Origin of the sequence: Undibacterium sp. Xuan67W, from assembly GCF_049340165.1 — a bacterium.
In the GTDB taxonomy this organism is placed as follows: domain Bacteria; phylum Pseudomonadota; class Gammaproteobacteria; order Burkholderiales; family Burkholderiaceae_D; genus Undibacterium.
Genome location: NZ_JBMPPN010000018.1, coordinates 43,614 through 58,433 on the forward strand (window position 1 = coordinate 43,614; position 14,820 = coordinate 58,433).

The following is a 14,820-nucleotide window of genomic DNA, read 5'->3' on the forward strand; positions in this document are numbered from 1 at the left end:
TCAGCCATCAGATGAATACTGAACACATCAAGGTAGAACGTATCGCCTTACGTGAATGGCTGATGATCAGTTGCCTGATGTTGTTACTGACCGCATGTCTGGCGTGGATGGCGACGCTGAACCGGATTGACCTGAGCCTGTACGATCGCTTCATGCAGGCTAATCCAGTTCAGGCACGTGACGACATCATCATTGTCGGCATTGATGATTACAGCCTGACAGAACTCGGCAAGTGGCCATGGCCAAGAGCAAGACATGCTGAGCTGCTACAACAACTCTCTGCGGCCAAACCTCTGGCGATAGGGCTCGACGTTTTTTTCCCCGAGGCGGAACCATCGGGTATTGATGGCTCATCTGGCGGAGACCAGCAACTCGCTGCGGCACTCAGCGCCAACAACCTCACGGTACTACCGGTGTTTTCTGAAAACGCAGGCAAAGGTCTGAGTGTCGGCAAACCTATTCCGGCGCTAGCCAGCGCTGCCCGGCAACTCTCGCATATTCACCTGGAATTGGACAAAGACGGCGTTGCACGCAGCGTATTTCTACGAGAAGGCATGAACGGCGAGATGTGGCCACACATGGCTCTGGCTATGAAAGACGTGGCCTATAAAATTGCCCCCGGGACTGAGATCAATCTGCCCGGCGCACGCCTGTCCGCAGCTCTCCGCGCCGATTCGACTAAGTCAGGCAACGGTCTTTGGCAGCGTGATTACCAGATGCATATTCCTTTTTATGGCAGCAGCGGTCACTTCAAATCAGTTCCTTATGTCGCAGTTTTACGTGGTGAAGTACCGCCCGATTTTTTTAAAAATAAATATGTCCTGATCGGGCCGACGGCGGTCGGCATGGCGGATTCCTTCCCTACGCCCGTATCTGCCAACGAAGGCATGATCGCCGGGATCGAGATTCATGCCAATATTCTGGCAAGCTTGCTCGACGGCCGTTCTGTTCAGATGGCATCGAATCTGGAAGCCAGCTTGTATTGCTTGTGCCCGGTGCTACTTGCGATGCTGGCCTATTTGTTTTTTTCACCGCGACTCGCCTTATTGACGACCTTCTTTTTATTTATCGGCGTGCTGACGACTAGCTATCTGGCCATGCGAAGCGGCCTGTGGTTACCTCCGGCTGCAGCCTTGGTCTCGTTGATCATTGCTTACCCGCTTTGGAGCTGGCGCCGCCTTGAGGCAGCAATACGTTATCTCGGTGAAGAATTCATTTTGCTCGATAACGAACCCCATCTGCTACCGGAATTAAAAACCACAGACGAGGAAGAAAAGCGTCCCGTACAAGACAGGCTGGAACAACGGATCGATGCCATGCAAGTCGCAGCACGACGGGTACGGGATCTGCGCCAGTTTGGCAGCGACAGTCTCAGCAGTCTGCCGGATGCAACTCTGGTCACGACTACCGACGGCAACGTGCTGCTATCGAACCAGATCGCCAAGACCTATTTCGCCAGCATCGGCGTGCCGCAAGTCAACGATGCACTGGTTCCTTATCTGTTCGCCAAGATGAATCCTCCGCACCTACAGGAGCAACTCCCTGCCGAAGCTTTTAGCTGGTGGAATTTACTGGATTTACAAAAAACCACCCTCATGACAAGCGGGATAGAAGTGGTCGATCCGCGCGGAAGGGATTTACTGATCAAGAGCGCCCCTTGCTACTCGGGTAAAAAAGAACTCGTCGGCTGGATTGTCAGTCTGATTAACATCACGGCAATTCGCGCTGCCGAACGCAGCCGCGACGAGACTTTGCACTTTATTTCGCATGATATGCGAGCACCTCAAGCATCTATCCTCGCCTTATTGGAGCTGCAACAGGACCCGGCAACCGCACTGCCACAAGACGAATTTCTCAACCGCATAGAAAAAGCCTCACGCATCACGCTCGGGCTGGCGGATAATTTTGTCCAGCTCGCACGTGCCGAATCACAGAATTACCATCTTGAAGATATGGATTTTCAGGATGTCTTACTCGATGCCAGCGAAGAGATGTGGACACTCGCCAAAAGCAAGCATATCAAGATCGTCACCCAGATCCCCGAAGGGGATTATCCCGTACGTGTCGATCGTGCTCTGATGACAAGGGCATTGACTAATCTTTTATCGAACGGGATCAAATATAGCCCCGCCGATACGACCATTACCTGTAGTCTGGAATATGAAGCAGGATTAGTCGAAGCAAGCGTCATCTGCACCATCAAAGATCAGGGTTATGGCATCGCCAGAGTCGATCAGCCAAAACTGTTTCAGCGCTTTCAGCGTTTCAAACATGGCGAGCAACCAAAAAACGATGGCGTTGGCTTGGGGATGGTCTTTGTAAAAGCCGTTATCGATCACCATCATGGTCAGATTAGTTTTGTCAGTGCACCCAACGAAGGCACGACATTTCATATCAAATTGCCAGCATTTAGCGTTTGATCTCGCGCAATGAGGTCGTCTGCGTCAGAAAATCTTTGCTCTGACGCGTTATAATGCGGGCTTACACTTTGATCTTACGCTGCTCACGCCATGCAACTTCTAGCCGTCGGCCTCAATCACACGACTGCGCCACTTTCACTCCGTGAAAAAGTCGCGTTCTCTCCTGACCAGATCGGTCAGGCAGTGGTTGCTGCGCGCTCGTGGTTTGGTCGTGAGGCAAGCCAGCATGATGCTTTTCACGCAAATGTAGAGGCCGCTATTTTATCGACCTGCAATCGCACTGAAATGTATGCGGCCAGCCACGTCGATAATCCTGTTGATGCCACCGCCCATTTTCTCGCGGACTTTCACAAGCTGCCCTACTCAGAATTACGCCATCACCTGTACACACTGCCGCAGGACAATGCTGTGCGTCACGCGTTTCGCGTTGCTTCCGGTCTAGACTCGATGGTTCTCGGTGAACCACAAATTTTAGGTCAGATGAAAGATGCCGTGCGTCAGGCTGATGCCGCAGGCGGACTAGGCACTTATCTACATCAATTATTTCAGCGTACCTTTGCAGTAGCCAAAGAAGTGCGCAGTACTACCGAAATCGGTGCGCATAGCGTCTCAATGGCCGCCGCCGCGGTACGCTTGTCACAGCGTATTTTCGATACCATTTCTGAGCAGCATGTGCTATTTATCGGCGCGGGCGAAATGATCGAACTATGTGCGACGCATTTCGCTGCACAAAATCCTAAAAGCATCACCATAGCCAACCGTACACTCGAGCGCGGCGAAGCACTTGCCCATCGCTTCAACGGCAAAGCGATTCGCCTGGCTGAATTGCCTCAGTGTTTATCGCTGTTCGACATCATCATTTCCTGTACTGCGTCCACCTTACCTATCATCGGACTGGGTATGGTAGAGCGTGCCGTCAAAGCGCGCCGCCACCGTCCTATCTTCATGGTCGATCTGGCAGTACCGCGCGATATCGAAACAGAAGTCGGCGCACTTGATGACGTATTTCTCTACACCGTCGATGACCTTGGTAATGTAGTACAGACTGGCATAGAAAACCGTCAGGCCGCTGTCGCTCAGGCAGAAGCCATTATCGAAACACGCGTACAGTCATTCATGCACTGGGTCGATGGGCGCATTGTGGTGCCGGTGATTCAGGATCTGCATGAGAACAGTGAGGCAATGCGCCTGCTGGAACTCGAACGTGCGCGCAAAATGCTGGCACGCGGCGATGACGTAGAAGCGGTACTCGAAGCGCTCTCCAAAGGTCTGACTGCTAAATTTCTACATGGCCCGCAACAGGCACTGCATCAGGCCAGCGGCGACGAACGCGCCCGTCTGGCGACCCTGCTGCCACAGTTGTTCCGCACTAAGCGTTAGCGACGCCTGACAGCCGCCAGGCCGACGTGCCCGGCACTCTACTCCGATGCGACGATCTGCTCGTACATCCTCCGATATCCCCGTATTGATTAAACTAGGTAAGACAATGAAACCATCGATGCTTTCAAAACTCGACCAATTGGCAGAACGCCTGGTCGAAGTCGGCCAACTCCTGAATCAGGAAGGCGTCACCAATGACATGGACAACTATCGCAAGCTGACGCGCGAACATGCCGAACTCGAACCGCTGGTTGAGCTGTATCAAAACTATCAGCAGGCGCAAGCAGATATCGACTCTGCACAGGAGATGATGGCCGATCCAGATATGAAAGATTTCGCTCAGGAAGAAATCAATGCCGCCAGACAGCGCATGGAAGAATTGCAAGTCGACCTGCAAAAAATGCTACTGCCGAAAGATCCGAACGATGAACGCAATATCTTGCTCGAAGTCCGCGCTGGCACCGGCGGTGACGAAGCAGCGCTGTTCGCAGGCGATCTGCTGCGCATGTACACCCGCTTCGCAGAGCGTAATCGCTGGCAAATCGAAATGATGTCCGAATCGCCGTCAGAGCTCGGCGGGTATAAAGAGGTCATCGTCCGGATCGCCGGTTTCGGCGCTTATTCCAAATTAAAATTCGAATCTGGCGGTCACCGCGTCCAGCGCGTTCCCGCCACCGAAACGCAAGGCCGCATCCATACCTCGGCCTGCACAGTAGCCGTCATGCCAGAGGCGGATGAACTCGCGGACGTAGTCATCAACAACGCCGATCTGCGCATCGATACATTCCGTGCATCGGGTGCCGGTGGTCAGCATATTAATAAAACGGATTCTGCCGTGCGTCTCACGCATTTACCGACCGGTATCGTGGTCGAATGTCAGGATGGCCGCAGTCAGCATCAGAATAAAGCACAGGCAATGCGCGTCTTAGCGACTCGTATCATGGATGGTCAAATGCGCGAGAAGCAGGCAAAAGAAGCGGCGACCCGCAAGAGTCTGATCGGCTCCGGCGACCGCAGCGAACGCATCCGTACCTACAATTACCCGCAAGGCCGCATGACGGATCACCGCATTAACTTAACTTTATACAAACTCGACTTCATCATGGATGGCGAGCTGACAGAATTGACAAACGCCCTGGTTGCGGAACATCAGGCCGAGTTACTGGCGGCATTAGGTGACGACTAAATTTGATAAATAGGGGGAGTATATGTATTGATATCTATATTCCGCACGTTATATAAGCGGATTAAAGGATTGATATCACATACATCACCCAGTATATCGATAAAAAATTCGCATCTGCTCTGATCGTGATCACTAGCAGTGCTTTGCCATCTATCACTTCGCGCGGCGAGATCGACAGTATCTGCGGACGAATCTGAGAGTCAATGAAGCCGCTATTTTGCTATTCGCGAACAAATACTACGTTTAGTCACAGAACCAATTGCCGCTTAGGGTATCCTACGGCAAGTTCAATTATTTCCTCAGTTCGCCATGACCCGCACAAAAACCATTCTAATCTCTGTCGCCACGATTTGTATTGCCCTGCTCGGCTTTGCCCTGTATCTGCAACTTGTTAAAAACATGCCGCCCTGCCCGCTGTGCGTCATGCAGCGTTATGCATTTATTTTCATTGCGATATGTTGCCTGATCGCTCTTGCTTTGCAAGGTCAAGCCCGTCGCATCAGCATCGGACTGGCCTTACTGTCCTCACTCAGCGGTCTGGGGATCGCGGGCAAGCATCTGTGGCTGCTCGCCAATCCTGAACTGACTTGCGGCATCGATCCCTATGAAACTGTCTTGAACAAGATATTTACAGCGCAATGGCTGCCTATCATGTTTAAAGCCGACGGCTTGTGTGAGACACCTTACCCGCCAATTATCGGCCTGTCGATTCCAGGCTGGGCAGCGGTATGGTTTGGCGTCTTCACCGTCGCGCTGTTGTTTGCCCTGCTGCAAAAAGACAATACGCAACGCGGTTTATTTGGTCGTCACCGTTAATGGCACACTGGATCCATGAAGGCATCAGCATCGGTGCCTGCCAGACAGCCAGTCCGCTTGATGTGGTTGATACGCGCATCCTGATGATGCATGCGCTAGGACTGACCCGCATCCAGCTGATCACGCAATCGGAAGAACGCCTCGACGCAGCACAGGCAGCCAGGCTCGATCAGCTTCTGGTACGCCGTTACGACGGCGAACCTATCGCGTATCTGATTGGTGAACGTGAATTTTTCGGCCTGCCTTTCCATGTCACCAGCGATGTGCTGATTCCACGTCATGAAACCGAATTATTAGTCGAATTGGCCGTCGAGCGCGCACCGCAACAGGGTCGTCTGCTCGATATGGGTACAGGATCAGGTGCGATTGCCATCGCGATTGCGCACCAGCGACCTGATCTGACGGTCACAGCGACTGACATCAGTACGGCAGCGGTCGCCGTGGCACAGCAAAATGCCGACCGCAATGTCCCGCACAGCAAAATGCGCTTGCTCCCAAGTGACTGGTTCTCGGCATTAGGCGATGAGCAATTCGACACCATCGTCAGCAATCCGCCCTACATCGTCAAAGATGATCATCATCTGCAACAAGGAGATTTGCGCTTCGAACCCATCATCGCACTCACTGATCAGGCCGATGGCTTAACTGGATATCGCATCATTATTCAAGGTGCGGCACAACGCCTGAGTGCGCAAGGCTGGCTGCTGATGGAACACGGCTATGATCAAGCACAGGCAGTACGCGGGTTACTGACGCAACACGGATTTATCGAGGTACAAAGCTGGATTGATCTGGGTGGTATTGAGCGTGTTACCGGCGGAAGATTGCCAGAAAATCCAGCGTAAATATACTTGTAGAAATGCGCCCTCTTACCGATGCATTTCACCGTCACAGAGTAGTCGATTTTGCCAGAACCGGCAAGATAATTTCGACGCATAAACCACCAGGCGCGCCACCGGTTTGCGCCAGATTACTCGCGATGATGCTGCCGCCATGTGCAAAGATCACGCGCTGTGCAATCGCTAGCCCCAGGCCGTAACCATCCGCATTTCTCCCCGTTCCAGCAGCGCTGTTTGCACTGGCATTCGCGCCTCGGAAAAACGGCTCAAAGATGGTTTGCAACTCAGACTCTGGCACGCCTTTACCTTCATCGAGTATCCGCACTCTGAGTTGCTTAGCGCCCGCTGCACTTGATTGTGTCACTGTGAGAGGCGCCGCTTCCAGTTGTGCTTCCAGACGGACAATGCCATCGTCTCTGGTATATTTGATGGCATTGCGCACGACATTTTCTAAAGCCCGGTACAGCAATTCATAACGGCCCCTCAGCAATACATCCTGTCCCATCACACTGCCGAAAAACACCAGCTCCTTGCCATGCGATTCCGCCTCGAAGCCTGCGTTATCAACAATCTCGGCAAGCAATTCATCGACCTGAATACTGTCCATACTCGCCATGACACCGGCTTCAATGCGCGACAATGTCAACAGTTCACCGACCAGCTTGTCCATGCGCACACCTTCACGCTCGATCCTGTCCATCGAGGCATCGACACGCTCGGGCTGTTGTCGCGCCAGACCGATCGCGGCCTGCAACCTTGCCAGTGGCGAACGCAACTCGTGCGAGACATCATGCAAGAGGCGGCGCTGACTTTCCATCAGATTCGCGAGTTGCTCTGCCATGCTGTCAAATTCGCGTCCCAGATCTGCCAGCTCATCCTGCCGCCTGCCCATACTGGCACCGACTCTGGTCTGTAAATTACCCTCAGCCAAAGAAATAAATGCAGTACGCAAGTGACGTATCGGTTTTGACATGTACCAGGCCAGTAAAGCAGCAAACAATAGGCTTGCCAGCAGCGCTGCCGCCATCGGAATAAAAACATTAACCTCGCGCGGCCCTGGCGGCATGTCATGATCGCCCCCTAAACTGTCGTCGTGCCGAAATCCTGGATGGTCAATGTGTGCGGGCGGCCCGGGATGCGTGGTTCCAGGATGATTATTCCTATCTGGAGGGGAAATATGGCGGGGCAATAATTCCGGTCGGTCTGACCGAGTTTGTGGCCTGCCCGCAGACGCAGTATCTGGCGGTATGATGTCTGACAAAACATCAGGCGCCAATACCATTGCCGGATGCTCTTTTGCATAGAGCAAATCGGCCGCCGCACGCGCCTCCTGCTCACGCTGATGCTTGAGTGACAGCGTGCCGCCGATACCGGCAATTGCCGTTAATTGCGCCAGCCAGATGAAGAAGAAAAATTTCCAGAACAGGCGACCCACCGCTTACTCCTTGGTCAGCATATAGCCTTGCCGATACACGGTCTGAATGACGGCGCGGCCATCGGTTAACGGACCTAATTTTTGGCGAATGCTACTCAGATGCACGTCGATGTTGCGGTCAAAGCGCGTCAGGGGACGCCCCAAGCCTTGTTCGGATAAATCATTTTTGCTGACGGTGCGGCCCGCATTTCGAGCGAGTATTTCCAACAGTGTAAATTCGGTACTCGTGAGTTCCAGAGGCTGTCCGCTCCATTCTGCGCGGCGCTGACTTTGCCAAATGCTCAAGGCACCGATCACCAGCGGCAGGACTTGTACGTCGCTACCAGGCGCACTTTGAGTCCGCCGTAAAATCGCCCGGATACGCGCCAGCAACTCACGGGGCGTACACGGCTTGGGAACATAATCATCAGCTCCCAGTTCCAGTCCAATGATACGGTCAACATCATCCCCTTTGGCAGTCAGCATCAGGACCGGCATCCGGCTCTGGGCACGGATGCGGCGCAACGCCTCAATCCCGTTCATATGCGGCATCATGATGTCCAACACCACAATCGCATGATGACCGGTCAAAGCCTCACTCACCGCCTGGGCGCCATCATGGACCACAGTAACGACATAGTCTTCACGCTCAAGGTATTCCCTGAGCATATCAACCAGTTCGACATCATCATCGGCGAGCAGTACCTTGGTCATTGCATTGGCTAGAGTAGATTTGTAACAGTGTCATCATACCGAATTTCTCCCTTAACGACGTGCACAAAGACCCGGGGAAAGCCTGATTTACCCAGATTTACAGTCACACCGGACTCACCGGAACGGGCATCTGTTGCAGATTTTTACCGGCCTTTACGCCACCTTAACCTCGTTTTACAACTCTCCGGCAGACAATGCAAGCATTCCCCACCATACATTACTCATAGGAGATCACATGGACTCACACGACCACGGCTTGGCGCATGATCTTACGACCCTGCTCAATACTTCCCCCAATCGCCGCCAGCTATTACGCTGGCTCTCGGCAGGGGGCGCAACAGCCTTATCAGTGATAGCATGCGGTGGCGGCAGTACCAGCGCCAGCAGTACAACGACATCGACCACTAGTGGCGCAACAACCGGTACCAGCACAGGCACATCCACTGACACCGGGACAACGACCAGCACAAGCTGCGCCGTCATTCCGGAAGAAACTGCTGGCCCCTATCCGGGTGATGGCTCCAATAGCAGTACCAATGGTATTGCCAACGCATTACTACTGTCTGGCATCGTGCGCAGCGATATTCGCGCCAGTATCGCAGGCGCCAGCGGTGTGGCAGCGGGTGTACCACTGACCATCAAGCTTCAGGTCGTCAACACCAAGTCAAGCTGTGCAGTACTTTCCGGATATGCCGTGTATCTGTGGCACTGTAATCGCGATGGTCTGTACTCGATGTACTCGGCCGGCGTCACTGGCGAAAACTACCTGCGCGGCGTACAAGAAACCGACAGCAGCGGCAACGTCACCTTCACCACGATTTTCCCGGGTTGCTACGATGGTCGTATTCCGCATGTGCATTTTGAAATCTATCCAAGCTTGGCAAAAGCGAACAGCGCATCGAATAAGATTAAAACCTCGCAATTCACCTTCCCGATGGCGACGCTGAACGAAGCGTACCAATCGACAGGGTACAGCGCCAGCGTAACCAATCTCACCAAGATATCGTATGCGACCGATAACGTATTCAGCGACGGAACCAGCCTGCAAATGGTCAGTGTCACCGGCAGCGCCGCGCTCGGCTATGTCGTTACATTGACGGTCGGTGTGTCGGTATAAGTCAGTGCAATTAAACTAGAAGTAGGCTACAAGTGAGCTCCAAGTAAAATAGGGAAAAATGCTGACAGATACCACTCAGAGCAAAAAAATAAAACGGCATGTATAACCACCATGCCGTTTACCTTTTCAATCAGGGATGCAGAAGAATGCTGCACGTGATCGACAGATGGCACAGATAAGAACAAACATTCCGTTAAAATAAACGGATGCATATCTCTACCGATCAATCTCTTCTCGACATCCCGCTGATCCACGACTTTTTGTCGCAACATACGGCATGGGCCAAAGGCATCCCTCTGGCAATCGTAGAACGTTCGCTGACTCACTCACTGTGTTTCGGCGGCTATCTCGGCAGCCAACAAATTGCCTTCGCCCGCGTGATCAGTGACTACGCCACTTATGCCTATCTGATGGATGTGTTTGTCTTGCCAGATTACCGTGGGCAGGGTCACAGCAAGCAACTCGTCAGCGCGATCATGGCGTATCCGGACCTGCAAGGACTACGCCGCTTTATGCTCGCCAGCAGTGATGCGCGGGGCTTATATGAAAAATTCGGATTTAAAGCCCCTACCAAACCAGAAACACTGATGGAAATTAACCGGCCAAGTATTTATCAAAAAACTAGCTGACCGGCACGGTCGCTGCAGATGAGGTGGAATCGATCACCACTGACAAATACGCATCACAAAATTCTGCGGGCATCCGTCTGGCCTTACCGCTACTGACTTCAATGCAGACAAGATCCCAGCGACCACGCAAAATCACCGCCTGATCGCTGTCACGTATCAACTGAAACCGCCGCTCCATCGTCAACTTGCCATCACTTGCGGTCAGCCAGGTTGCCAGTGTCAACGACTCATCCAGCAGCGTAGGCAAAATATAATCATACTCAGCCCGCCGTATCGCCATCGCCCGGTTCAGGCGCTGATAGTCTGCGAGAGTCAGCCCAAGCTGTTCAGAATGCGCCCAACCTATCGCTTCACACCATTGCACATATACTGCGTTATTCGTATGGTTGAGACCATCGATGTCGTTCACGGCTGGTGTGCGTTTCAGCGTAAAAGCTTGCGGATAATCCCACGGCATATCGGTGCTTTCTGAATGCATATTTGGGTTAATGTGAGTTGATGGGAATAAAGAAGTTTAGCTCAAATTAGTTAGAATAAAAAAGCCAGTGCGAGCACTGGCATTTTTTATTTGCAGATGTAACTTCAGTCAACGCAAAGTTATTTATTTGTATTTATTTATATACCGTCACTGGCTCAGGTGCTTGTGCAGGAACGGCTGGTTGTCCCATCCCATTGCTGTTCATGGGACGATTGGCACCACGTGGCATACCGAATTGCACCATCAGCTCACCGTAGGCTGCGTCAGCCAGACTGCGTGAGGTCTCTTGCATGACTTTGCCGCGATTGAAGGCGACGCGGTCACCGGCGCGGCTCAGAATTTTGGTATCGACACCAGAACCGCTAGCACTGAAAGCTGCTTTAACTTCATAAGTTTTGGTGTTAATCAGACTAAAATCAGCGACCAGGTCGAGCGACAAGCTGGCGGTGATCGAATTGCCGTACTGAAGCTGATTGCTTTCTTGACGGAACTGGATGTTGCTGACTGTGCCGAACAGGACATAGTCAGCGCCTGGGTACATACCTTGTTTAATCCGGCCGATGATGTCGAAGATTTTTTCCATTGGCTTGCCTACATAAGGACGAGCCTGGATCAGATGAACCGCACCGCCTTTGATCAGTGCCCCCTTAAGATCGGCAGTATAAGTTTTCAGTTCGCCGCGGTCGATGTAGGTATAAAACCCTTCGGCTTCGTAGTAATTGCTTTCGCTCTTAGCGTTATAGCTGCCACGTGCCGAATAACTGTGATCAGTTTCGCGTTCGCTGGAGCGGGCGTTGACGCTACTCTTGCTACTGGCAGAAACAACACGAAAATATTCACTGACTTTTTCTTCATAAGTCAGATCAGTGACTGCGATTTTTGGCATGTCGGCAGCATAGGCAGACAAGCCGGAGGCAGCGCAAAACAGGGCTGCCAGGATTTTTTTTGCATTCAACATAGTGATCCTTTTTCAACTTGGCTATGCCGGTCTAACTAGATAACACGACATAGCAATGTGTGACGTAATGGTCGAGATTATTGACGTTTGGACGTTTTACGAATTTCTTTTTCATCTTGCCATTCGATGGAACCGTCTTCGATGTCATACAGTTTCAAAGTCATTTTGTAGAACACATCTTTGGTGTTGGCGTTTTGTTTAACGATAGAAACGATCTCGCCTTCCAGTGAATATTTGGCTGCTTGCATGTTGCCGACCTTCGCTTTGCCCTGGGCTTTATATAGGCCACTTTGGTTTTGGCGTTGCAACTCGTCGACGCCTTGCTGCATCTCATCGGCGCTACGGGTGAATTTCACTTTTTTACTTTTGACTAAAGCCGTCTGAATTGTGTTCATGATCGATTTAGTATCGATGTATTCACTCGTCTTGTTACGCACACCGGCGAGCGTCATCGTTGGACGATTTGCCAGTGCTGGATCTTCGAGCAGAGAGCCGACCATTTTTTCAGCAATCATTTGCAGATCTGTGGAGCCAAATTCGTTGGTCACGGTTTCTACTGCTTTGTTATCGCCGTAGCTGACCTGACGGGAAAAACTGACTGTGGGTTGTGATAATTTTGTCTGACACGCAGTCATTGGCAATACAACGATTGCCATGGCGCAGCAAGCGCGTGCAAGAGAGGACATGGAGGAAATGGATGTCATGATAATTCCTGAAAAATAAAGCGATTACGATACAAATAAATGACTGACTGATGAAGATAAAAATCAGCGCGGTTCGGAACTCATTTCAATTTTAAAATCCGTTGCCTGAGGACCATAGGCAGTGCTTTTAATAAATTGTGTTTGCTTGCCTAAGAAGGTCATTGGCTTCCACACTTCGCCATCACCTACCTGCATGCCCGCTGCATCAGTCCAGCGGAAGCGGTAGTATAAACGCAGGTCTTTGACATCCGTGTTGGTCACTTCTGCCTGTACGACCATCACGTCGTTTTTGCGCTGTGAACGCAGATCAACAACCTGCAAGCCTTGCAGTTCGCCACGCACCATCAGCTTGGCTGCAATGCCGGGAGAAATTGCCGCCGGTACCTGGTCACCGGCAAATGCGCTTTGCACAGCTAGGGCGAGTCCCGCAATGATAAAAATTTTTCTGAGTGGGGATGTCATATACATGTCCTAAGTAATTTTATGTTTACTGCTTACTTGTTGCTGATTTACTGCTTTGCAGGTGTCGCAGGCGTTGTCGCTGCGGCATCGGCTTTTTTCTTTGGTGGGACGACTTTCTTTGTGGCTGGCTTGGCAGCAGTTGCTGCTGGCGCTGGCTCGGCCTGTGCAACAGCGACTGTGCCAAATTTTGCTGTGCTTCCTAAGTAGGTTTTATTGGAATACATACGGACCGGCACCACCATGTAACGGCCATCCACTGTGATGCGTTTGATTTCACTCGAATAACTACCGAAGTTCACATCATAATCACCAGGCGGAATAAAAGCACGGGCAACGAATACGCGCTCCGGCAGGCTACGCCACATGCGGTCATCTGCCGGGCTTTCAGTCGCCGCAACGGCAACGTTGGCAGCGAGACCCGCGAGCATGCCAAAGTTTTTGTTCACCTGATCTTGTACCAGCGCCTTGGCAATCGCACGGGTTGCTGCGCGCAACTGGATCCCTGGCAACTCGTCTTTCAATGCTTTACGTGCCATCACGTTGAAGTCTGTCACTAGCGCTGTCTGCAACACCTGGTCGCCGACTTTGATGGTATTGATTACCGGTGCATCTTTATCCGGATAAATCGCGGGGAAAGCAAATGAGACCGTGACCAGTCCGCGCGTCGTCGGCACAGGGAATGCTACTTTTTGCGAGAGGCGCGCCGGTGAGTGACCTGCCTCGATGACGAACAGCACATCGGTCACGCCCTTTTTGCGGCGAAAACTGGTACGCTGGTCGAGACCTTTTAAACCATCTTCGAGCACCGGTAAATCCGGACGTAATTCATTGGCTTTGCGATAGCCCGGCGCCGCCAGACCTGGCTCATTCAGTGCTTCGTAGACGAAGCCTGCGAGATAGTGGCTTAAGGCATTTTGATAGCCGTTTTTCAGCTTCAAGACTTCTGGATCATTGAGTGTTTCTACCGGGTAGCCGTTGAGCTCCTTGCTGCTGGTAGTGACGCCTTTTTCCTTGGCTTCTTTTTCAGCATCGGCAGTTTCTTTGGCACGGAATTCAGCGATCACTGCTTCGCGTTCATGGGTACGCTTGATATCGACGCGGGCGGTATCGAGGTCGCCCAAATTCAAGCGATTCATTGCCATGCGCGTAGTCAGCATGACTTTTTCGTAATCCTGACCTTCATAATCACGGCTGTTATCGCCCATGATCAGCGCACCAACTTGGCCCATCAGCTTCGCCGGATTACTCTTGGCAGTTTCTTCCCACTCCTTAACTTTGACATCGGCAACAGCGAACGCCGCCAAACTGTCTTCGTAGCGATTGCCGATGCGCATCAGCTCGCCTTTTTCCAGATTCAGCAACAGGTCGTTCTTGCTGCTGCCGGCGGTCTGGGCTTCGACCTGTTTAATCGCATCCTCAATGCGCCCCTCTTTGGCGGTCGCTAATGAGGAAGCAACTTTGCTGTCATGCGTGGGGGAAGTAACGCAACCTGCCAGAACAAGCGCGGCAATAATAGGGGTAAATGCAATAGATAGGCGCATAGTCATCAGTAAGTGGGCTGCCGCCGATATATACGGATCCCATCGCAGGGGCCCATCGGAAGTCGCAAAATCGTTATTGTTATCGGAAATAAAACGAGTAAGAGTATATAAAAAATCAAACAGATTAGCTTGTCTTTTTTGCTATTTAATTCTGAGTATTAT

14 protein-coding genes are annotated in these 14,820 nt (G+C 51.9%); 7 read left to right on the forward strand and 7 right to left on the reverse strand.

Annotated features, from left to right (window positions below; genetic code table 11):
• Nucleotides 1-11: 11 nt before the first annotated feature.
• From ACO0LE_RS15260 to prmC, 5 genes are all read left to right on the forward strand, one after another.
• Nucleotides 12-2,420, forward strand: coding sequence for a CHASE2 domain-containing protein (locus ACO0LE_RS15260; protein ID WP_422961212.1), 2,409 nt, complete (start codon nt 12-14; stop codon nt 2,418-2,420).
• Nucleotides 2,421-2,510: 90 nt separating this feature from the next.
• Nucleotides 2,511-3,800 (forward strand): glutamyl-tRNA reductase, encoded by a 1,290-nt coding sequence (hemA, locus tag ACO0LE_RS15265; RefSeq protein ID WP_422961213.1) that lies wholly within the window; start codon nt 2,511-2,513, stop codon nt 3,798-3,800.
• Nucleotides 3,801-3,906: 106 nt separating this feature from the next.
• Complete coding sequence (prfA, locus tag ACO0LE_RS15270) at nt 3,907-4,986, forward strand: peptide chain release factor 1 (RefSeq protein ID WP_422957295.1); 1,080 nt, start codon at nt 3,907-3,909, stop codon at nt 4,984-4,986.
• Nucleotides 4,987-5,295: 309 nt separating this feature from the next.
• Nucleotides 5,296-5,802, forward strand: coding sequence for a disulfide bond formation protein B (locus ACO0LE_RS15275; RefSeq protein WP_422961214.1), 507 nt, complete (start codon nt 5,296-5,298; stop codon nt 5,800-5,802).
• Nucleotides 5,802-6,647, forward strand: a complete 846-nt coding sequence (gene prmC, locus ACO0LE_RS15280) for a peptide chain release factor N(5)-glutamine methyltransferase (RefSeq protein WP_422961215.1) — start codon at nt 5,802-5,804, stop codon at nt 6,645-6,647. Before ACO0LE_RS15275 ends, prmC begins: the two co-directional genes overlap by 1 nt.
• 43 nt (nt 6,648-6,690) lie before the next feature.
• Here prmC and ACO0LE_RS15285 read toward each other — a convergent pair whose 3' ends face one another.
• On the reverse strand, nt 6,691-8,076 hold the full coding sequence (locus ACO0LE_RS15285) for an ATP-binding protein (protein ID WP_422961216.1): 1,386 nt from the start codon (nt 8,074-8,076) through the stop codon (nt 6,691-6,693).
• A 3-nt stretch (nt 8,077-8,079) separates the two neighbouring features.
• Entirely contained in the window at nt 8,080-8,769 is a 690-nt protein-coding gene (locus ACO0LE_RS15290) for a response regulator (RefSeq protein WP_422961217.1), read from the reverse strand.
• A gap of 235 nt (nt 8,770-9,004) precedes the next feature.
• On the opposite strand from ACO0LE_RS15290, the gene ACO0LE_RS15295 reads away from it, so the two are divergent.
• Both ACO0LE_RS15295 and ACO0LE_RS15300 read left to right on the forward strand, forming a co-directional pair.
• Nucleotides 9,005-9,886 (forward strand): intradiol ring-cleavage dioxygenase, encoded by an 882-nt coding sequence (locus ACO0LE_RS15295; protein ID WP_422961218.1) that lies wholly within the window; start codon nt 9,005-9,007, stop codon nt 9,884-9,886.
• A gap of 206 nt (nt 9,887-10,092) precedes the next feature.
• A complete protein-coding gene (locus tag ACO0LE_RS15300; protein ID WP_422961219.1) occupies nt 10,093-10,515 on the forward strand; it encodes a GNAT family N-acetyltransferase in 423 nt (140 codons plus the stop codon).
• Here ACO0LE_RS15300 and ACO0LE_RS15305 read toward each other — a convergent pair.
• The 5 genes from ACO0LE_RS15305 to ACO0LE_RS15325 all read right to left on the reverse strand — a co-directional run bounded on the left by ACO0LE_RS15305 (nt 10,508) and on the right by ACO0LE_RS15325 (nt 14,658).
• Entirely contained in the window at nt 10,508-10,993 is a 486-nt protein-coding gene (locus ACO0LE_RS15305; protein WP_422961220.1) for an acyl-CoA thioesterase, read from the reverse strand. The two genes, ACO0LE_RS15300 and ACO0LE_RS15305, sit on opposite strands and share 8 nt — an antisense overlap.
• Nucleotides 10,994-11,126: 133 nt before the next feature.
• Nucleotides 11,127-11,951: a hypothetical protein gene (locus ACO0LE_RS15310; RefSeq protein WP_422961221.1), complete on the reverse strand. Its 825-nt coding sequence runs from the start codon at nt 11,949-11,951 to the stop codon at nt 11,127-11,129.
• Between the two features lie 77 nt (nt 11,952-12,028).
• Complete coding sequence (gene lpoB, locus ACO0LE_RS15315) at nt 12,029-12,655, reverse strand: penicillin-binding protein activator LpoB (RefSeq protein WP_422961222.1); 627 nt, start codon at nt 12,653-12,655, stop codon at nt 12,029-12,031.
• Nucleotides 12,656-12,718: 63 nt separating this feature from the next.
• Nucleotides 12,719-13,117, reverse strand: a complete 399-nt coding sequence (locus tag ACO0LE_RS15320) for a YcfL family protein (protein ID WP_422961223.1) — start codon at nt 13,115-13,117, stop codon at nt 12,719-12,721.
• Nucleotides 13,118-13,164: 47 nt separating this feature from the next.
• On the reverse strand, nt 13,165-14,658 hold the full coding sequence (locus tag ACO0LE_RS15325) for a COG3014 family protein (protein ID WP_422961224.1): 1,494 nt from the start codon (nt 14,656-14,658) through the stop codon (nt 13,165-13,167).
• Nucleotides 14,659-14,820: the final 162 nt, after the last annotated feature.